At 67.3% G+C, this 19,450-nt stretch carries 20 protein-coding genes and 2 tRNA genes; 6 read left to right on the forward strand and 16 right to left on the reverse strand.

Annotation, left to right across the window (positions count from 1 at the left end):
• Positions 1-37: 37 nt before the first annotated feature.
• From AB0J62_RS33140 to AB0J62_RS33150, 3 genes are read left to right on the forward strand one after another with little or no spacing between them, the layout of a single operon-like run.
• Positions 38-625, forward strand: coding sequence for a class I SAM-dependent methyltransferase (locus AB0J62_RS33140; protein WP_363879636.1), 588 nt, complete (start codon positions 38-40; stop codon positions 623-625).
• Positions 618-1,022: a GNAT family N-acetyltransferase gene (locus tag AB0J62_RS33145; RefSeq protein WP_363879639.1), complete on the forward strand. Its 405-nt coding sequence runs from the start codon at positions 618-620 to the stop codon at positions 1,020-1,022. The genes AB0J62_RS33140 and AB0J62_RS33145 overlap by 8 nt, the downstream gene beginning before the upstream one ends.
• A 20-nt stretch (positions 1,023-1,042) precedes the next feature.
• Complete coding sequence (locus AB0J62_RS33150; protein ID WP_363879642.1) at positions 1,043-1,516, forward strand: hypothetical protein; 474 nt, start codon at positions 1,043-1,045, stop codon at positions 1,514-1,516.
• On the opposite strand, the gene AB0J62_RS33155 is transcribed toward AB0J62_RS33150, so the two are convergent.
• The 4 genes from AB0J62_RS33155 to AB0J62_RS33170 all read right to left on the reverse strand — a co-directional run bounded on the left by AB0J62_RS33155 (position 1,513) and on the right by AB0J62_RS33170 (position 5,595).
• Positions 1,513-2,472: an alpha/beta fold hydrolase gene (locus AB0J62_RS33155; protein WP_363879645.1), complete on the reverse strand. Its 960-nt coding sequence runs from the start codon at positions 2,470-2,472 to the stop codon at positions 1,513-1,515. The genes AB0J62_RS33150 and AB0J62_RS33155 overlap by 4 nt on opposite strands.
• A 4-nt stretch (positions 2,473-2,476) precedes the next feature.
• Positions 2,477-2,935 carry a hypothetical protein gene (locus tag AB0J62_RS33160; protein ID WP_363879648.1) on the reverse strand — a complete coding sequence of 153 codons (459 nt, stop codon included), beginning with the start codon at positions 2,933-2,935 and terminating at the stop codon, positions 2,477-2,479.
• A 34-nt stretch (positions 2,936-2,969) separates the two neighbouring features.
• Positions 2,970-3,935, reverse strand: coding sequence for a hypothetical protein (locus AB0J62_RS33165; RefSeq protein WP_363879651.1), 966 nt, complete (start codon positions 3,933-3,935; stop codon positions 2,970-2,972).
• 76 nt (positions 3,936-4,011) lie between these two features.
• Positions 4,012-5,595 carry an LCP family protein gene (locus tag AB0J62_RS33170; RefSeq protein WP_363879654.1) on the reverse strand — a complete coding sequence of 528 codons (1,584 nt, stop codon included), beginning with the start codon at positions 5,593-5,595 and terminating at the stop codon, positions 4,012-4,014.
• Positions 5,596-5,860: 265 nt separating this feature from the next.
• Here AB0J62_RS33170 and AB0J62_RS33175 point away from each other — a divergent pair.
• Positions 5,861-5,950, forward strand: a tRNA-Ser gene (locus AB0J62_RS33175).
• Positions 5,951-6,114: 164 nt separating this feature from the next.
• On the opposite strand, the gene AB0J62_RS33180 is transcribed toward AB0J62_RS33175, so the two are convergent.
• Positions 6,115-6,996 carry an LLM class flavin-dependent oxidoreductase gene (locus tag AB0J62_RS33180; RefSeq protein ID WP_363879657.1) on the reverse strand — a complete coding sequence of 294 codons (882 nt, stop codon included), beginning with the start codon at positions 6,994-6,996 and terminating at the stop codon, positions 6,115-6,117.
• A 69-nt stretch (positions 6,997-7,065) separates the two neighbouring features.
• Here AB0J62_RS33180 and AB0J62_RS33185 point away from each other — a divergent pair, with 69 nt between their 5' ends.
• Entirely contained in the window at positions 7,066-7,722 is a 657-nt protein-coding gene (locus AB0J62_RS33185) for a phosphoribosyltransferase family protein (protein WP_363879660.1), read from the forward strand.
• A gap of 223 nt (positions 7,723-7,945) precedes the next feature.
• Here the strand turns inward: AB0J62_RS33185 and AB0J62_RS33190 are convergent, their stop codons facing one another.
• From AB0J62_RS33190 to AB0J62_RS33205, 4 genes are all read right to left on the reverse strand, one after another.
• A complete protein-coding gene (locus tag AB0J62_RS33190; protein ID WP_363879663.1) occupies positions 7,946-9,835 on the reverse strand; it encodes a phosphoenolpyruvate carboxykinase (GTP) in 1,890 nt (629 codons plus the stop codon).
• A 324-nt stretch (positions 9,836-10,159) separates the two neighbouring features.
• The gene (locus tag AB0J62_RS33195) at positions 10,160-11,359 is read right to left on the reverse strand and encodes a hypothetical protein (RefSeq protein ID WP_363879666.1); all 1,200 of its coding nucleotides are present in this window, start codon (positions 11,357-11,359) and stop codon (positions 10,160-10,162) included.
• On the reverse strand, positions 11,356-11,946 hold the full coding sequence (locus AB0J62_RS33200; RefSeq protein ID WP_363879669.1) for a hypothetical protein: 591 nt from the start codon (positions 11,944-11,946) through the stop codon (positions 11,356-11,358). Before AB0J62_RS33200 ends, AB0J62_RS33195 begins: the two co-directional genes overlap by 4 nt.
• 991 nt (positions 11,947-12,937) lie before the next feature.
• Entirely contained in the window at positions 12,938-13,492 is a 555-nt protein-coding gene (locus AB0J62_RS33205; protein WP_363879672.1) for a hypothetical protein, read from the reverse strand.
• Between the two features lie 109 nt (positions 13,493-13,601).
• Here AB0J62_RS33205 and AB0J62_RS33210 point away from each other — a divergent pair.
• Positions 13,602-13,677, forward strand: a tRNA-Arg gene (locus AB0J62_RS33210).
• 115 nt (positions 13,678-13,792) lie between these two features.
• Here AB0J62_RS33210 and AB0J62_RS33215 read toward each other — a convergent pair.
• Genes AB0J62_RS33215 through AB0J62_RS33245 form a run of 7 tightly spaced genes read right to left on the reverse strand, consistent with a single transcriptional unit; the run spans position 13,793 to position 19,416 of the window.
• Entirely contained in the window at positions 13,793-15,223 is a 1,431-nt protein-coding gene (locus AB0J62_RS33215) for a site-specific integrase (RefSeq protein ID WP_363879675.1), read from the reverse strand.
• Entirely contained in the window at positions 15,223-15,408 is a 186-nt protein-coding gene (locus tag AB0J62_RS33220) for a helix-turn-helix domain-containing protein (RefSeq protein WP_350279697.1), read from the reverse strand. The genes AB0J62_RS33215 and AB0J62_RS33220 overlap by 1 nt, the downstream gene beginning before the upstream one ends.
• A 19-nt stretch (positions 15,409-15,427) precedes the next feature.
• Positions 15,428-17,101 carry a replication initiator gene (locus AB0J62_RS33225; RefSeq protein ID WP_363879680.1) on the reverse strand — a complete coding sequence of 558 codons (1,674 nt, stop codon included), beginning with the start codon at positions 17,099-17,101 and terminating at the stop codon, positions 15,428-15,430.
• Positions 17,102-17,115: 14 nt separating this feature from the next.
• Entirely contained in the window at positions 17,116-17,316 is a 201-nt protein-coding gene (locus AB0J62_RS33230; protein WP_363879683.1) for a hypothetical protein, read from the reverse strand.
• Complete coding sequence (locus tag AB0J62_RS33235) at positions 17,316-17,570, reverse strand: hypothetical protein (protein ID WP_363879685.1); 255 nt, start codon at positions 17,568-17,570, stop codon at positions 17,316-17,318. Before AB0J62_RS33235 ends, AB0J62_RS33230 begins: the two co-directional genes overlap by 1 nt.
• A complete protein-coding gene (locus tag AB0J62_RS33240) occupies positions 17,567-18,028 on the reverse strand; it encodes a WhiB family transcriptional regulator (protein WP_363879688.1) in 462 nt (153 codons plus the stop codon). The genes AB0J62_RS33235 and AB0J62_RS33240 overlap by 4 nt, the downstream gene beginning before the upstream one ends.
• Positions 18,025-19,416: an FtsK/SpoIIIE domain-containing protein gene (locus tag AB0J62_RS33245; RefSeq protein WP_363879691.1), complete on the reverse strand. Its 1,392-nt coding sequence runs from the start codon at positions 19,414-19,416 to the stop codon at positions 18,025-18,027. Before AB0J62_RS33245 ends, AB0J62_RS33240 begins: the two co-directional genes overlap by 4 nt.
• Positions 19,417-19,450 lie beyond the last annotated feature (34 nt).

A 19,450-nucleotide genomic window follows, 5' to 3' on the forward strand; every position in this document is an offset into this window, starting at 1 on the left:
CACGATCGTAGGCCCCGCTTTCGGCGAGGATGGGCGGATGAGCCAGCGGTGGAACCACAACATCCACTACCACTCACGCATTCTGCGTGCCGTCCCGCCCGGCGCCACATCTGCGCTGGACATCGGCTGCGGCGAGGGCATGCTCGCCCGCAAGCTCCGCGCCGTCGTACCGCACGTCACCGGCATCGACCTGGACGCGCCGAGCCTGTCGGAGGCCGGCTCGTACGACGACGACATCTCCTACATCTGCGGCGACTTCCTGGAGTACCCGCTCGAACCGGCGTACGACGTCGTCGCCTCGGTCGCCACCTTGCACCACGTCGACGCCCGGGCAGGTCTGCTGCGCATGCGCTCGCTGGTGCGACCGGGCGGCGTGCTGGCGGTCGTCGGTCTGGCCCGTCCCACGATGCCGCGCGACGCGCCGTACCTCCTGACCGCTGCCGCCGTAGGCGCCGCGCACCGCGTCGTTAAGGGCCACTGGCAACACCCATCACCCATCGTGTGGCCACCACCCGTCACCTACCCGGACATGCAGGCGCTGGCCGCCGAACTTCTCCCCGGAGCGACCTACCGCCGCCACCTCCTCTACCGCTACTCAATCCTCTGGACCCGCCCCTATGCCTGAGATCCTCACCCCCGACGCAAAACTCCTGACCCGCACCGTCCACACCTTCATGAACCGCGACGCCGACCTGTCCTTTCTGGATTCACCGGGCACGCTGTCCTTCGTAGCAACCAAAGGTGACGAGCTCACCGGCTGGTGCTGGGGTTACCGCCTACCCCGTCCCGAAGGCTCCTCGATGCTTTACCTCCACCAACTGGAGGTCCGTGAGCCCCACCGAGGCGAAGGAATCGGTCGCGCTCTCCTCACCACCTTCATGACCGCCGGTCAGGCGGATGGCGCCACGAAGATGTTCCTCACCACCGGCGCGGACAACACCCCGGCCCGCGCGCTGTACGACTCGGTCGGCGGCGGCCTGGCCACCCAAGGTCCGACAGTGAACTACTGGTTCCTGCTGTAGTCGCTGCTTAGCCTGTGGTTGTGGACAAGAAGTGGGGGCACGATCCAGAGGCAAGTGAGTGGTTGCCGTTGGACATCACGGGGGAGGCGCTGGCCACCGAAGAAATGGATCGGATTCGCGGCCTCCTGGCGCCCCTGGCGGCATACGACGGCGGCATGCTGTGGGACTCCGAGACCGCGACGCTGACGGTGCAGATGACCACCGAGGACGCCCTCCAACAGGCTCGCCTCCTGCTGCTGGTGACGAGTCCGACGTGGTTGCGCGTCCTGTTCGTCCAGGTCCAGTACTCCGCCGACGAGCTCAGCGAGCTGGCCGACCGACTCTTTCCGCATCAGATCACCTGGGCGGGCGCCACGGGCATCGGCGGCGGCGTCGACCACTACATCAACCGCGTGGTGATGCTGATCGACCGCAACCACCCACAAGCCGGCACCCTCATCCAGGCCGTCACCAACCTCGACGACCCAAGGATCAAACTTGACATCTACTCCTAGAGCTTGGTGCCGATGAGTTGGTAGATGTCGTCGTGGGCGCCGGGGAGGTCGTCGTGGCCGAAGTCGGGATAGAGGCGGGTTTCCTTGACCGTCTCGAGCTTGTTGTAGACGGCGAACTGGGTCGACGGCGGGCAGACCTGGTCCTCGAGGCCGACGAAGAGGGTCACCTCGGCCTGGATCCGCGGGGCTAGGTTCTGTACGTCGATGTAGCCAAGCGTCGTGAACACCTCGTCCTGACGCAGATGCCTGGGGTCGCGCTTGCGGAACCACGTGACGATCTCGTCGTACGGCCCGGTCTCCAGGTTCAGATCCCACGTCCGCTGGTAGTCGCACAGGAACGGGTACACGCTCGCCGTGTACTTGATCGACGGCGTCAGCGCTGCCGCCACCAACGACAACCCACCACCTTGACTCCAACCGGTGGTCGCGATCCGCGAGGCATCCACCTCGGGCAATCCACCGATCACATCGGCCAGCCGCCGCGTGTCGAGGAAGATGTGCTTGTACAGCAACCCGTCCGGCCCGGCGTCCAGCCCGTGCACCAGATGATGCTGCAGCGAGAAACTGTTGCCCTCCTGCGACGGAGTCCGGAAGCCGACCTGCTCCCGTACGTCGAGCGCCGCGACTGTGAACCCGCGAGCCGCGTACGGCAGAAGCTCGACCCACTTCGGCTGCTCACCGCCGTACCCGTGGAAGAGCAGCACCGCCGGACCGGTCGGCTCAGCAGGCCGCAGCACCTTCGCGTGCACCCGATACCCGCCGGTCCCGGTGAAGTACAGGTGCTGCGCGGTCGCTGTGGTCAGCGGGAAATCGGTCGCGTCCACGAACTCCGCGTCGGCAGGGATCTCGTCCAGGGACAACAGCGCCTTGTCCCAGAACTCGTCGAAGTCCGCGGGCCGCGGGTTCGTACCCTGGTAGGTCAGTAGCTCGTCGTACGACAGTTCGAAGGAAAGCACCGGATCATTCTGCGCTGCCGGTCTCCTCCGGGACAGTGCCGTCCCAGATCGTGTACCCGTGGGCCGCGTTCAGCTTGTCGCGCAGCGTGGTCTCCAGCGACGGGACCTGCTTCGGCGCGAGCCAGGACAGCGGCAGCAGGATCGGGTGGTCGGGCTGCTTGGTGCGCAGCACGATCGCCTCGCCGTGCGTGGTCTCGACCCGGCCGACCTCGGTGATGTCGGTCCAGGGCGTCCGTACGCCGCGCACCTCGATGTCGGAGTCCCGCAGCCGCGCGACCTTCGGCGGCCGGGCCAGGATCCACAGGCCGGCCAGCGTGATCAGTCCGCCGAGCGAAACAAACACCGAGATCGCGACGGACGGCAGCCCCAGTGCCCACAGCACTGCGGCCACCCCGAGAATGATCAGCCCGGCGGCCAGGATCCCGAGGAACCGTCCCGACCGCATCCGGTACGTCGTGCGCATCGACACAGGATCTCATCCGCCCGGGCTGATCACGTCAGAAGGATTCCGTCTCCGAGGACGACGCGTTGCCGACCGGGGTCTTGGCCAGGCTGATCGTCCAGTTGTACGACCCGTCGAAGATGTCGTCGAACTTCTGGTACGAGCAGTTCTCGGTGAACCGGTGGTTCTTCGCGTCCCAGTTCGTCCCGGACTTGAAGTAGACCCAGTAGTCCTGGCTGCGGATCCCGTTCAGTGTCGCGGTCTTGTTCGCCCGGACGTAGATCGACGCCTGCGGCTGGCGCGGGTTGCTGCCCGCGATCACAATCACCACGTCGTCGCCGGCGTTCTTGATCTCGAGCGTGCCCGAGCCGCGCGAACCGGACCGCTGGAACACGTCGCCATTCTCGCCCCGGCCCGCGATCACGGCCGGCTGCGCCAGCTTCGGCGGCACCGACAGCGCGCCGAACTTCACGCCCCTGCCGATCGACTTCTGCACGCTCTGCGCGAGCTTGGAGTACGCGAACCGCAGTCCGCTCTTCGCCTCGTACAGCCGGACCTCCAGGGACTTCGGGAACCCGCAGCCGGTCTTCGTGCCGCCGGCCCGGGTCAGCTCCGTGCTCACGTTCCCGGCGTACGCGTCGAAGGCATCGAGTACGGCGGGATGCGCCGTCACCAGGCCCTTCGGCGGAGTGATCTTCGCCAGCTCGCCGCGTTCGATGACGACGGCCTTCGCGAGCTGGGCCCGGGACGCGTCGAAGGCCGCGATCGTCTGCGCGTTCATCACCCGCGCGACCGACGGCTTGAGCACCTTCTCGACATTCGTCAGCGCCCGCTGGTACATCGGCACCGAAAGCGCGACCGCACTCGGAGCGGGCTTGGGCTTGGGCGCAGTCGACGCCGGCGGTGCGCTCGTCTTCGTCGTACCGCGTGGTGGAGGCGCGGCGCCCTCGTCCGGCTCACTGCTGCAGCCCGCACAGACCAGAACCGCAGCTCCGACCACAACCGCCAGCGAACGCCTCACAGTCACCCCCAGGTGTGACTCAGCTTCAGTGAGTTGTCATGATTCCGCCGCTCGGGTTCAACCAAACGAATTTGTCTCAGTTTCCGGTCTGGCTCGGGTTGTAGGCGCACGCGTCGTTCAGGTTCTGCGCGGCGCCGGGGGTGGCCGTGGTCTTCGACGGGGTCGGCTTCTTCGAGCTCGTCCCGGAGGTCGGCTTCTTGGTCGGCTTCACCGTCGGCGTCGACGCGACCGGGTTGGTCTGCGCGCTGAGCGCCTTCTGGATGATCTCCCGCATCGCCGCGTAGTTCGGGTTCTTGCCGGTCGGGAAGTTCTTGTCCTTGTCCAGGTCGATGTTGGTGACCTTGGCGCTCTTCACCTTCAGCCCGAGCTGGATGAACGCCCCCAGGATCTCCTGCGGGATGTCGGTGCGCAGCAGCTGCTTGCCGGCCGAGGCGATCTCCTGGTACTTCGTCACCAGGGTCGCCGGGTTGACCGTGTTCACCAGCGCGTGGATCGTGCAGCGCTGCCGCTCCTGCCGCGACGGGTCGCTGAGACCGTACCGGCCGCGGGCGAACCACAGGGCGTGGTAGCCGTCGAGCTTCTGGTTAGGACCCGGCTCGATGTATCCGGACGGCAGGTGGTGACCGTTCGTCCCCGGTCCCTCGCCGTAGTCGCCACCGATCGGGACCCGGTAGTTCACGTTCACCGTGATGCCGCCGACCGCGTCGATGATCTGCCGGAAACCGGCCAGGTTGACCTGCATGTAGTAGTCGATGTCCAGCCCGAGCGCGGCGCTGGCCGCGAGCTTCACCGCGTCCGCGCCCTCGTTGTCGGTCTGGCCAAGGACGCCGGGGTGCTGCTTCGGGATGTTGTCGTACATCGAGTCCAGGTAGAACTCCGGCTGCTCGACGTTTCCCTTGCTCGGGTCCCAGTAGCCGTCCGGGTAGATCTTGTGCAGCGGCGAGTCCTCCGGGAACGGCATCCGCATCCAGTTCCGGCTGAGCGAGATCAGCGCGGTGTTACCGGTCTTGGTGTCGATACTCGCCACGATCACGGTGTCGGTGCGGACACCGGTCCGGCCCACGCCGTCGTCGGCGCCGAGCAGCAGCAGGTTCAGCCGCGGCGTCTTCGCCCACGGGTCGCTCGCGTTGGTCACCTTCGGCCGGGTCGCGCTCTTGGAGTTGCCCTCGGACTGGAACACGCTGCCGACCAGGTCGCGCTGCGCCATCACGGTCTGTGCGGCGACCGTCGTCGGTACGGCGATCCCGAAGCACAGCAGCCCGACGAACATCGAGCCGGCCAGCCGGCTCGTGTAGGTCATGCTGACCGGGCGGAGCAGCTTGTGGGACGCGACCACGACCCAGATCCAGAGCACCCCGAGCAGTACGACGGCGCCGGTGGCGACCAGCAACTGCCGGGGCGACACCGCGAGCGCGAGAACCGAGTCGCGCTGCGTGAGACCGACGTACGCCGCGATCAGCAGCAGTCCGACGCTGATCGTCAGCACGAAAGCGCCGAGCTTCTTCCGGCCGCCCATCAACAGGCCGGAGCCCGGCACCAGTGCGCTGAGCAGGGTGAGTCCGATCGCCTTCGAGGCCGTCCTGGCCCGATGCGAACGGGCCCGGGACCGGCTGGCACGAGGCGCTGCCCTGCGACCGGCTGCGCGAGTACTCCGCGACATGGCTCCGTTCCCTGATCGACGACGTGGCGACCCCTCCGTCGGCCGCACGCAGCGGCCCACGGTACTTCAGACGCCTACCACACCGAGTTGGTTGACGCGTGATGCTGGCGACCCCCGTCGATGTCGCCACAGTACAGGGGCCTCGGGCTACTGCCCCAACGTGCTGCCCCCACCACCGAGAGTGTCGACCCACCCGCTTTGCCGCCGAGCCGGTCGAGCGGATAGTCTTGGCCGTCGTCGTGTCCCCCGCGTGGGGATCGTCGGAGGAGGCGTCGCCTAGTCCGGTCGATGGCGCCCGCCTGCTAAGCGGGTTGAGGGTAATCCCCTCTCGCGGGTTCAAATCCCGCCGCCTCCGCTCCTGGGGCTCCCCTGTCTGCAGAAAGCGCAGACCAGGGGAGCTTCGGCATTTCACCGGGGGTGCGACCCCCGGACCCCGCCCGGAGGGGCTCCGCCCCCCGGACCCCCGGATTGCGTTCACCGGGCTGGGGCCCTCGGGGTCTTGCGTGGCTGGGTTTGTTGTTAAGGGGCCTTTGCTTGTGCGATTTGCTCGACTGTTTGTGGGGTCATTGGTTCTGGGGAGATGATCAGGTGTTCTACGCCTAGCTTTTCGTAGGCTGTGATTGCTTCTGGTAGGGCTTTTACCGGGATTGCGTTGGGGCTTGGTTCCGCTATTTGTTGGTCTGGGTCGCGGACGATGATGCCGACTGTGGCGGTTACTGAGTTTGCTGGTTTGCCTGCTGCTTCTGTTGCTTGGCGGAGGGTTTCCAGGCGTTCTTCGAGCTTCTCGTTGGGGGTGCCGTACCAGGCGGTGTTGTACATGTCGGCCCACTGCGCGATCACGCGCATCATGCGGGGTCGGTGGCCGGCGATGAGAAGCGGGATGCGGTGGGGTGGGGCTGGGTCTAGGTTTGCTTCCTTCACCTTGTAATAGGTGCCTTCATAGGTGACTGTTTCGCCGCGGATCATTCTCGCGACGATTTCCAGCCATTCCTCGAAGCGGCCTACGCGGTGGTCGGTGGGTAGGCCGAATGCTTCGTATTCGGGGTCGTGCCAGCCTGCGCCTAGGCCGAGGATGAGTCTTCCGGCGGATACCTCGTCGAGGGTTGCGGCCATTTTGGCGGTGAGGCCGGGGTCTCGGAACGAGGCGCAGAGGACCATGTTTCCGAGTTCTACCCGGGAGGTGACGGCTGCGACCGCGGTCAGCAGGGTCCACGACTCGTGCATGCCGTAGATCTGGCCTTCGGGGTCGCGGTAGAGGAAGTGGTCGGCGATCCAGACCGAGTCCAGTCCGCCCTGTTCCGCCGCCTCGGCAACTGCCCGGACGTCCTTCCATCCGGGCATACCGCCGCCGGGGCCATCTCCTGCGCCGAGGGGGAGCATCACACCGATTTTCATGCCCATGGTGCTACTCCTCCGGCTCGCGCGGTCTCAGGGATTCGCATGGGGTCAACGTAGTTGGATCATGGCGGGATGAGGAGGCCGTATTTCGATCGGGCGGCTGCGGGCGAGGCGCTCGCCGACGAGCTCGGCCAGGTCGCCGGTTCGGTCCTGGTGCTCGGGCTCGCACGCGGCGGCGTACCCATCGCGGCGCCGGTCGCGGACGCCCTCGGTGCGGAGCTCGACGTGTTGATCGTGCGCAAGCTGGGGTACCCGGGGCAGCCCGAGCTGGCGATGGGTGCGATCGCAGGCGTCGGCGAGGAACTGCATGTCGTGCGCAACGAACAGATCGCGCGGGACGTCGACGCGGCCGCGATGGAGGAGGTACGGCAGCGCGAGATGCTCGAGCTACGCCGGCGCGAATCGGCGTACCGCGGGGATCGGCCGCCGATCGACGTCCGCGATCGGGTGGTGATCCTCGTCGACGACGGACTGGCCACCGGCTCGACGATGCGAGCAGCGGTCGAAGCGGTACGACGGCAGCGGCCGGCGCGCGTGATCGTCGCCGTGCCGGTGGGTGGTGTGGAGAGCTGCCGACGGCTGGCGCGGATCGCCGATCAGGTGGTGTGCGCGTGGATCCCGCGGTACTTCAACGCGGTCGGCCAGGCCTACCGGGACTTCTCGTCGGTGAGCGACGACGAGGTCCAGCGGGTGCTGGCAGAAAGTACAGCGCGGCGCCCCGGCGGATAAGCCAAGGCACCGCGCTGTCGGTCCGGCCGCCGGCTTCCGATTCGGCGGCCGGAGTCAGGCCCTGTCCGGTGATCCATCGCCTACTGCGGGGCACTCGGCACGGCACCTCGCCGCACGGGTGCAAAGGGAACGATGCTCCGCATCGACCCCTTCGCCCCCGCGCGCCGATGCACCGCACCGAGCACCTCCTCGCTACGGCGCTGGATCACCGGACAGGACCAAGTCAGCCCAGCCGGGCCTTCAGGTTGTCGAGCTCGACCTTGAGCTCAGTCGGCACGGTGTCGCCGAGCTTGGCGAACCACTCCTCGATCAGCGGGATCTCGGCCTTCCACTCCTCGACGTCGACGTCGAGCGCGATCTCGAGGTCCTGCGGGGTCAGGTCCAGCCCGGCGACGTCGAGTGCGTCGGCAGCCGGCACCCGGCCGATCGGGGTCTCGACCGCGTCGGCCTGACCCTCGATCCGGTCGATGACCCACTTCAGCACGCGGCTGTTCTCACCGAAACCCGGCCAGACGAACTTGCCCGCGTCGTCCTTGCGGAACCAGTTCACGTAGAAGATCTTCGGCAGCTGCGCCGCGTCGTGCTGCTTGCCGACGGTCAGCCAGTGGTCGAAGTACTGCCCGGCGTCGTACCCGAGGAACGGCAGCATCGCCATCGGGTCGCGACGTACGACGCCGACCTGGCCGACCGCGGCCGCGGTGGTCTCGGACGACAGCGTCGCGCCCATGAACACCCCGTGCGCCCAGTCACGCGACTCGGTCACCAGCGGGACCGTGGTGGCGCGACGGCCGCCGAAGATGATCGCGGAGATCGGCACGCCGTTCGGGTCGTCGTACTCGTCGGCGATGATCGGGCACTGCTTGATCGGCGTGCAGAACCGGCTGTTCGGGTGGCTCGAGAGCTCGCCGTTGTCCGGCGTCCACTCGCGGCCCTTCCAGTCGGTCAGGTGGTCCGGCGGGGTCGGCGAGTAGCCCTCCCACCACACGTCACCGTCGTCGGTGAGCGCGACGTTGGTGAAGACCGAGTTGCCCTTCTCGATCGTGCGCATCGCGTTCGGGTTCGTCTTCCAGCCGGTGCCGGGGGCAACACCGAACAGGCCGAACTCCGGGTTCACGGCGTACAGCCGGCCGTCCTTGCCGAACCGCATCCAGGCGATGTCGTCGCCGAGCGTCTCGACCTCCCAGCCCTCCAGGGTCGGGTCGAGCATCGCCAGGTTGGTCTTGCCGCAGGCGCTCGGGAACGCGGCCGCGACGTAGTGGACCTTCTTCTCCGGCGAGATCAGCTTGAGGATCAGCATGTGCTCGGCCAGCCAGCCTTCGTCGCGGGCCATCGCAGAGGCGATCCGCAGCGAGTAGCACTTCTTGCCGAGCAGCGAGTTGCCGCCGTACCCGGAGCCGTAGGACCAGATCGCCCGCTCCTCGGGGAACTGGACGATGTACTTCTCGTCGTTGCACGGCCACGGCACGTCCTTCTGGCCCGGCTCGAGCGGTGCGCCGACCGAGTGCAGGCAGGGAACGTACGGCGAGTCCTCGCCCAGCTTGTCCAGGACCTCGGCGCCGGTGCGGCACATGATCCGCATCGACGCGACGACGTACGCCGAGTCGGTGATCTCGACACCGAACATCGGTTTCTCCGCCGTCAGCGGGCCCATGCAGAACGGGACGACGTACATCGTCCGGCCGCGCATCGAACCGCGGTACAGCTCCGTCATCAGCGACTTCATCTGCGCCGGGTCCATCCAGTTGTTGGTCGGACCGGCGTCCTTCTCCTCGGCGGAGCAGATGAACGTGCGCTGCTCGACCCGCGCCACGTCACTCGGATCCGTGCGGACCCAGAACGAGTTCGGCTTCTTCTCCTCGTTCAGCCGGACCATGGTGCCGGCCGCGATGAGCTCGTTGGTCAGGGTGGCGTACTCCGCGTCCGACCCGTCGACCCAGTGGATCCGGTCGGGCTGCGTGAGCTCGGCGACCTCGGCCACCCAGTTCAGCAGGCCGGCGTGCTGCGTCGGGGCCGCGGTCAGGTCGTACTGCGTCGGGGCTTCGCCGGGGAGGGGGTCCTTGGTGGCTGCTGAGGTGGCGGTCTCGGTATGGGTCGGGCTGGCGGTTGTCGTCATTCGCGGCTCATTCCCTCTCGGCTGTCGGGCCCGGCGACGTCCGGCCCCTCGACGCTGAGAGGCGGGTACGGCGTCCGGCCGCCGGGGTCTCCGGCGGTTCGATGCAGCTGGCTGGCGGTGTACTCGCTCGCATACCAGTGCGTCCAGTGGACGTATACCAGTGTGCAAGTGGTACTACGGTACGCGAACGACCCGGGGGCTGTGAACCGCCAGAACGTGAACCCGGTCACAAAGTTTTCGCGACAATCGCTTTCCGGCGGGCCTTGTGAAAATGAGAACGGCCCGCGCTGTTCGCGCGGGCCGTTCAGAAGATTTTGCGGTCGATCAACTGGTCTGCCGCCAGATGTCGTTGACGACCCGCTGGACGTCCGGCGCCTCGGCCGCCTGTCCGTAGACCATCGCGCCGACCAGCCACCACTGCCCGCCGCTCAGGAACGCGTGCGTCATCGTGATCGTGTACGGCGCCTTCGTCGATACCGTCAGCCAGGTCCGCGCGTCCTTTGCGGTCGCCGGCGCGGTCGTCTTGTAGATCTTCGTCCACAGCTGGTCGAACGACGGCCGGTCGGCCAGGCACTGCGCCAGACTCACGCACGGGTGCAGCGCGAGCTGTGCCTGGAACGAGTTCTTCAGGCCGTTCTTCGGGTCGTACTCGGACGCGGTCACGACCTTCCGCAGGATCAGCTGCGAGGACTCACCCAGCCGCATCACCTGCGGCGGCCGCGGCCAGCCGAGCGCGAACGGCAGTTCGGCTGTGGTGATGATCTGGAGATCCGCACCGGCCTGGTATGTCGCGCCGAAGACGCCGGCCGATCCGTCGGGGCGTTTGTACGGCGCTGTCGTCACGATGGTGATCGGCGGGATCAGGACCTTGGCCGGGAACGCCTCCGGGCTGACTGCAGGTGCCGCGACCTCGACCGGGTCGTCCTTCTTCACAGCGCTGCCGATTGCGGAGCCGATCGAGTACGTGATGCTGAAAACGATTAGGACGACGATTGCCACGACGGCGTAGATCCAGGAGCCGATCTTGCGGCTGTACTGGCGGGCGATGTCGATCTTCGACTGCTCGATCTCGGCCTGCGTCTGCGGTTGCCGTTGCTCCGGGCGGTCGACGTACGACGGGATGTTGTCTGCTTGCGGGAGGTCCGGCGGCATGGCGCCGTACCCGCTGAGTTGCTCGCGGACCGCCTGCAAGGACACGTCGTCGTTGCCGATGATTCCGTCGAGCGGGTCGATCAACCGCTCCGCGCCGGTCTGCCCGGGGATCAGCTGGGTGATCGCGTACGGGCGGCTCGAGCTGAAGTTGGCCGCCCAGAGCGGGGCCTCCTGCTGGCCCGGCACGAGCGCGGCGTCGCGGCTCGCCCGGGTCAGTCGCTCCACGACCGTGGCGTCGCGCGCGCCGTCCTCGCTCAGCACGAGCGCGACGATCTCCATCCCGGTGAACGTGCGGCCGTGCCACAACTCGGCGAGCGGGTGCTGGAGCAGTCGTTGATCCAGCTGGTAGCCCGGGATCTCCGGCGTACTCACTTGCTCTCCCAGATAGCGCGATCCGCCAACGCCAGCGCCGCCTTCTGTGCGACGTCCGCTTCCACCGGATTGGCTGTGTAGTCAACCTGTACGACGATGTCCGCGCGCTGCACGAGGGCGCGTACGGCCCACGATTCGCCGGCCATGCCGCTCGCGGTCCGGCTGATCTTGGTCGGGTACGGCCGGTCCTCGTCGAGCGTCTTCATCGGCGATCGGGTGAAGACCTTCTTCGCGGTCTGCGTCGGCGTGAACGGCTTGTTCCCGGCACCGGCATCCTGTCCGCCGTACGGCGTGATGGTGACCTTCACGCTCGCCGCCGTGTACGCACGCACCTTCGCCCGGGAGCTGCCAGCCTCGCAAGTGATCGTCGTACTCCCGACCTGCGTCATCGTCACCGGCCCACTCGATGCCTTAGGCAACAGGCTCGAGACGTCCCCGATCCGCGCACACAAGTCCGCCGGCATCGTCCGCGCCGCGACGATGTCCGCAGGCGTCACCGGCTCCCCGACCGCCCACCCGATCCCGCCCCCCGCGATCGCCGCCACCCCACACCCGATCGCAGCACCCCGCACCAGCCGACTACCCATACCCGCGACCTTAACCACGCGAAGGTCCTCCCCAACGCCCCAGCCAACCCCCCTTAGACGGGAACCACCCCCCAACCGGTTCCCGCGCACAAAGTGATGTTCCCCGACGCGCGACTCCTTCGTCTGTTGCTGATGGGCGCACTGGAGGTGGTGATGCCTCCCCACGCGGGCGCTACGCGCGACTCCTTCGTCGCCGTGCTCCCGCGCCCGCTCCCACCCGCCCGAGGTGTGTTGCGCGCTGCCGCGCGGTCTGCGGCTGCCGCCGCGTCGACTACGGCGTGGTGGGTCTGTTGCTGGTGGGTGAGGTGGAGGTGGTGATGCTTCCCCACGCGTGCGCTACGCGCGACTCCTTCGTCGCCGTGCTCCCGCGCCCGCTCCCGCCCGCCCGAGGTGTGTTGCGCGCTGCCGCGCGGTGTGCGGCTGCCGCCGCGTCGGCTACAGCCTGGTGGGTCTGTTGCTGGTGGGTGAGGTGGAGGTGGTGATGCCTCCCCACGCGTGCGCTACGCGCGGCTCCTTCGTCGCCGTGCTCCCGCGCCCGCTCCCGCGCCCGCTACGCGCGGCTCCTTCGTCGCCGTGCTCCCGCGCCCGCTCCCGCGCGCCCGAGGGGTGTCTTGCGCGCTACCGCACGCGGTGTGCGGCTGCCGCCGCGTCGACTGCAGCGTGGTGGGTGTGCGGCCGGTGGGTGAGTTGGCAGGTGGTGGGTGTTTCCACGCGTGCGCTGCCGCCGCGCCGACTACAGCGTGGTAAGTCTGCGGCTGATTGGTGACCTGGCGCTGACGGGTGCGGGCTGGCGGTTTGGTCGCCGCCGACCTGCGCATGGTTGCCAACGGCACCTGACTACGCCGCGGCTGGATCGCCCAAGCATGTCCTGGCGGGACCTGACACGGCAGGTCTCCGGGTGCGGTGCGAGGTAGCGCCTGCCTGACGGCGGGATCCGCCCGCCGCGGCCTCGGCGTACGGGAACTTCACGCGCGCCCGGCCTACGCCCGGCCTAACTCAACAGCGTCTTGACCGACCCGCCGGACTCGGTGAGCTTCGTGCCCAGGCCCTTCAGGGCGTCGCCGACCGTGGCGAGGATGTCCGACAGGTCCTGCAGGTTGCCGGCCAGGCTCCCGACCTCGGTCGCGACCCCGCCGATCTGGCCGCTCCCGTCGTTCAGCTTCTTGGCCGCGGCGTCGCCGATCCCAGGGATCTTGTCCAGCTCACCAGCCAGGCCTGACAACATCCCGGCAGCGTCCTTCAGCCGGTCCTTGGCCGCGTTCATCGTGCCGGCGCTCCCGGTCAGCGCCTTCCGCGCGCCACCTTCACCGTCATCCCCAACCAGCGCCCCAGCAGCCTTCGCCGCCTGCTCACCAGCCTCAGCCAGCCCGGTCCCGATGGTCTTCAGCAACTCCGGCAACTGCCCGATGAGTCCGACCGCCCCGTCCGGCAACCCCCGCACGAGCTCCAGCACCTTCTGGAAGTCGTCCGAGTTCTCCATCACGAACCCGACCGCCTTCTTGACGTCCCCGAGATCCCGCCCGCCCAGCAAATCCTCGATACCCATGCGCGGATCGTAGGGCTCCCAACCCCCTCCGCACCCCACACCGCGCCGCCCTCCAGAGCCGATTGGCCTACACCCGCCCCCTCCATGTATCGTTACTCGACGTTGTCCAGCGCTCGTAGCTCAACGGATAGAGCATCTGACTACGGATCAGAAGGTTGGGGGTTCGAATCCCTCCGAGCGCGCCACGTAGAAGCCCAGGCAGACACTCTCTGACCTGGGCTTTTGTGTGTCCGGGGGCAACGGCAGAGAGGGCGGCTGTCATGCTCGCCGCCCTCTTGACCCCCACGATTGACCCCAACGTCACTCTCCGCGCTCCTCGAACAGAAACCCGAGCTTGTCCACGGCCTCCCGCTGCAACTCCTCGGCCACGTCGACGTAGATCACCTTCGTAGTGCGGGGGTCAGCGTGCCCAAGAATGTCCTGGATCTGCTCAAGAGGGACACCCTGACTCCACAGCAACGACGCACACGAGTGCCGCAGGTCGTGGAACCGGATCCGCCGTACGCCGGACTTGGCGCACAGGGCGTCGAAGTGCCGGTTCACATTCCGCGGCTCGATCGGCGTACCCAGCATGGTCGTGAACACGAACCCCTTGTCCCACGCCTCGATGGCTGCAGCGCACTCCTTCTTCTTGTCGGGTGCGGCCAGCTCGGCGAGGTGGCCGGCGCGCTCGGCTTCTTGCGCCTTCCGATGCGCGTCAAGGACAGGGAGCAACGACTTCGGGACCGGGATCTCCCGAAGGGACCCATCCGTCTTCACCAACCCGAGTTGTAGCTCGCCGTCGACGCGGTGCAAGCCGTGCTCGACCCGAATCACGCCGTTGATCAGGTCGACGTCCCACCACCTCAGGCCCAGTGCCTCGCCGCGCCGGAGACCCAGGGAGAGAGCGACGGCGTACAGCGCGTATAGCCGGTCATCCCGAATCGCCCCGAGGAACTTCGTTGCGTCGTCCGCCTTCCACGCCTTGAAGGCCGGCCTGTACTTGTGATCCATTCGCAGCTTCTTCGCGACGTTCTCGGTCAGGATCTCGTCCTCGGTGACCGCGTCCTGAAGCGCAGCGCGCAGCACTCGGTGTAGGTAGCGCACCGTGCCGTCCGACACCACGTCCCGGCAGCACTCACGCGGAGTCTTGGCGCAGCAGCGTGCCCCCTCGATCGGCCGAGCGTTCTTCCTTGGAGCCTTGCCGGCGCGCGCGGCGCGGAGCTTCTTGGCCCGGTCCTCGCGGGCCTGGTCCTTGCCCTTCGCGCAGCACTGGCACGTCTGCTTGAGCTGGAAGAAGCCGCGCCGAATGTCAGCCGGACGCAACGCGGTCAGCTTCTTTTTGCCGAACAGCGGTACGAGGTACTTCTCGACCAGCCACCGATAGCTTGCGTACGTCGTGTCCCGGACCCGGTGACGAGCGTGCTCCTGGAGCCAGTACTCCAGGTACTCACCGACTGTCTGCGAACTCGACGCCACCCGCTTGCCGGACATGGTGTCCGCCTGCATTTTGGTCAGCTTCTCGTGCACGTCCTCCCAGGACTTGCCGTAGACGCTACGGCGGACCTCCCGCCCGTCAGTCGTGATGACGTACGCCCGACCCTCCCAGCGCCCGTCCGACCTCTCCCGGATGTTGCCCTCGCCATTGACGTTGCGCTTCCCGGCTTGCGCCTTTGCGGTCTTCGGCTGGGCGGCCTTGGACTTCCGAGGCTTCTCGGGTTCATCGGGCTCCGCGAATGCGAGTGTCGTCATCAGGCGGCGTCCTCAATGAGGCCGGCGACGTACGCCCGAATGGACTGCATAGGAACCCGTCGACCGTTGCGGACCTTGACGCTGGTCAGCTCACGTTCCTTGATCAGCCGGTAGACGGTCCACCGGGAAACGTTCAGGTGCTCGGCTACTTCCTCCACCTTGAGTAGGCGCGAATCGTCTTGCATTGGATAGCTCCCCAGTTGGCTAGGCCGCAGTAGCGGCGTCGTTCGTGTCAGTTGCCGAATTGCTGTCGCTCGGCGGTCCGGTGCCGTCGCGGGCGCGTTGTTTGGCTGCCTCGTACTGCTCGCGCCAGCGGATGCGTTTGGTGATGCTGTACGCCAGGACTTCTTTTTGGGTGGGTGCGTCTTCGTCGCCGGGTCGAACGGGCGTCCAGATGAACCGCGGTTGCTCGTCGTCGCTGGTGGTTTGTGCGACGGACAGTGCGGTTTGGTCGTCCATCTCGACGCCGGCGGCGGCGAGGGTTTGTCGGATCACTTCGGCCCGGTCGGCGCGGTGGTCGGTCAGGGTCTTGCCGGTCCACTGGCGGGAGACCAGGACGCGGCGACCACCCAGGCCGAGGTGTTCGCGGTCATGGGCTTTGCCGTCGCATTCGCCTGGGACGAGGTTGCCGGTCGCGTCTTTCGGGGTGATCCCGTACAGGAGCCAGTTCGCGCAGGCCGGCGAGCATGGCAGAACCTTGACCTGCTCGTGAAGCCGGTTCAGGTGGTCGAGCTGGGCAGGGTGCAGCTCGGCGGGGTCGTCGCCGTAGGTCTCCCCGATCGCCTTGCCGAGGTACTTGGTCAGGTAGCCGATCGCCTTACCGACCTTCGCGTCCGAGGTCGCGACGATGCCCTTGTAATCGACCTGCTCACCGAACCGAACGACGTGCGCGGGTCGCGCTGCCGGATCGGCGGCGAGGTCGTCCAGCGCCTGATCCCAGGTAGGCAGAAGCACGCCCGTGGCGGGGTCGATGAACCGTTCCGCGCCCTCGTCCCACACCGGGAGTTCTTGACCGGTCTGAGCGCCGTACACGGGCGTCTGGTGGGCGGGCCACCACAGTTGGTGGTACGTCGCGGCCGCGACCTGGCGTGCAACGTCACGCGGGACAATGCCCCTGACGGCCATGTGCAGGTGCGGTGCGAGGCGCTTCTGTGGCTCGACCACGGCGAAGTACTGCGCCTTGTAGCCGGCGCAACGGCGCAGGTTCTGCACGAACCGGTCGACCCCTTTGGAGAAGTGCAGCGCGTCGAGCGCGGCGCGGCGGTAGTCGTACGTCGAAGGGTCGACCGGCGTCGACAGCACAGGCGAGTTTGGGCTGTGGTGGACGCCGCACGAGCACGGCGTGAGCTTGCCGCCGATCCCCCGGTACGGGAGACGGTGCGTCGCTCCGTACGAGTCCAGCGTCAGCGTGAGGAACATGGACGGGCGATAGGTCTTGCCGTTGGGCGCGCGGAACGTCGTACCAACCGTGCGCTTGTCCATCGGGACCCGTGGCAGGTCCGGTGCGTCCTGGCGTCGACGGGTCGAACGGACGCGGCGCGTGGCGTCGGTGCCGGCGTCCTCGGGTTCGGACTGGTCCTCGTCCTCGAGCTGGTCATCGTCGGCGGGGAGGTCGAGTTCGGTGTCCCGGTGCCAGCCTTCGCGGCACTGCTGCATCCGCAGTCGCCGGTTCGCTTCGGCGCACGGCGGGCACTTCGAGATGAGCGTCGACCCGCAGGAGACGCCCACGATGCGTTCGGTGCCGGTCTCGGTGTCGATGACGCGGTTCAGGATCGGGCGGACACAGACGCCGTTGGTGATGGCGAGGTCTTGTACTACGTCCAGCGGGAAGCGGTCCAGCGTGATCTTGCCGTGCGTACGAGTCGTTGTGTCGGTCATTCTGGACCACCTCCCTACCGGTGCTGATCCGGCGTCAACGGCTCGGATCGGTCGTATTTGTTGGGGATTCGGGCTGTGATGTAGCAGCGGACACCTTCGGTTCCACGGTTGGTGTAGAGCCGTCCGGAGCCGTCGAGCTGGAACACGACGGCAAGGACCTTGACCATGACCTCGATCTCCTCGGGGTCGCCGGACAACCGCATCTGAACGCTCATCACGGAGCCAGCCAAGCGGCGAAAGCCCTACCGACGATCCCCGGCGCGCACGCTCGGCACCACCGCAGCAAAGGCCGGCCATTGACCGTCACGACGATGTGCGGCTCGGCGGGCGGGATCAGCCCTTCGCAGTCGCCCGGGTCGGCGGACGCTGCCATACGGGTGCAGATGTAGGCCTCGGGGTCACCGATCACGAACTCGTGCTCGGCCTCGATCTCAACGCCGGCGCTGATCGTGAAGCCAAAGGTGGTCATGCCGCCGACCTTTCGGTGTTGGTGTCGCGCTTGAGCGGTAGGGGCTCGGTGGGGTCGAGTGCGTCCGGTCCGGGTGTCCACTCGGACCGGCAGGCAGCGGGCAACGGCCACGGCGCGATCCGAGCCCAGTACGCCGAGAGCCCAGCAAGCTTCGTTGTGATCGCGTCACGGTCTGCGTCGGTAGTGCCTCCCCAGACGCCGTGCTCGTCGTTGAGCAACGCCGAAGCGAGACAGGATCGGCGGACCGGGCAAATCGCGCATACGGTCTGCGCCGCGCCGGTCTGTTCCTTGACGGTGGGTTCCTCTTTGCAGAACGCGGGATCGTTGCTGCCGAGGCAGGCCGCCCGGTCACGCCAACCGCGAACGATCCACTGATTGACGGTGACCCGCATTGGCAGTGGCAGTTGCGGAGTGAGTGGCAGGGCGAGCTGGCCGACCACCTGAACTTTGGTGCTCATGCGGCTTCACCGCTCTCGACCACTTCGCCGTTAACGGTGTTGGGGTTCATCAGAGTGACGCTGTCGTTGACCGCGGGCTCGATCGCGCCGCGCAGCCCGTACGTGGTTGCCATGTGACGGATCGCGTCGTCGGTCATGTACGCGGCGCGGACACGGACGGGTTCCCGCTTGCCCTCCTGGAGGACGTAGGCGACGCCGGGAAGGGACTCCGGGATGCGGTCGCACTCCGCGCCGAGGTCCCGTGCGCCTTCACCGAGCGCCATTTCCACCTGAGCTTCGTTGTCTAGACGCATGGCGATCTTGGTTGGGAACAGTTCCCGCCAGCTCACAACGTCCTTGGTCACGAGCAGCGAGGTCGCCAGCACCGAGAACCCAGGAGCGCGGCCCTTACCGAGCAGGCGACCGAGCGCTACATCGATCCGCGCGGACAGTCGACGACCCTCCGTACCGGGCAGCAAGACGGTGAGCTGCATCAGCTCGTCAATGACGATCAGAACGAACGGCGTCTCCCGCGATGCGGTGAACTTCCGCGCCTTGCCGCGCAGCAGCTTCGTGCGGTCATCGAGGTAGTCCGCGTCCTGTTCCAGCATCTCGGCCATGGCTTCGTAGTCGTCGGCCTCGTACCGGTCGAACAGCTCGCGACCGAACTCCAGCTCCATCCCGCCCTTGGGATCGATCCCGTGTACGACGACAAGGCCGGCCTTGATATACGGCGCGAGCGCCCACAGCAGCGACCACAACACCGACGACTTCCCGGCACCGGAGACCCCGCAGACGAAGATGTGCCGATCGGTGACCTTCAGCCGCCACGGCGTACCGTCTTCGCAGTACCCGAGCACGAGCCCGTCCAGGTCGCGCACGTTCAGCCGTGCGGGGTGCGGAAGCGGAAGGATGGTCTTGCGCAGCGGGTCGGCAGTGAAGAAGTCCACCCAGACCCGGCCTGGTTCCAGCTCCCGCACTGCCACCCGCCGAGCCTTGGCCGCGTGTCGCAGATCTGGGACTGCCTCCATCACCTGATCGGTACGCACCCCGAGCGGGAGATCCAGTAACACCGAGTCGATGCAGCCGGTCGAGCGAACCTTCAGGATGCGGGGACGCAGAATCCATCCGGTCATCTCGTCGGTCACCGACAGACCCAGACGGCCCATCCAGAACCACCAGCGCGGCGCGTATCGGAACCAACGGCGGTACCAGGCCTTCACCCGATAGACGACGTGATTGCGGAACGACGCTCGCCACGCCAACGCCCACACCGCCAGGATGGCGACCAGGACGCTGGTACCGATCAGCGGGCGCGTCCAGCCCTGCGTTACGCCGTACACACCCAGAGCCGAAGCGCCGAGCAGCGGCAGCATCACGCCGGGGTGCCGGAGCTGTGACGCGATCATGCGCCCAAAGGGGAAGTCGCCCGCAGCCTTCCTA

The sequence above is a fragment of the Kribbella sp. NPDC049584 genome, from assembly GCF_040675555.1.
Lineage (GTDB): Bacteria > Actinomycetota > Actinomycetes > Propionibacteriales > Kribbellaceae > Kribbella.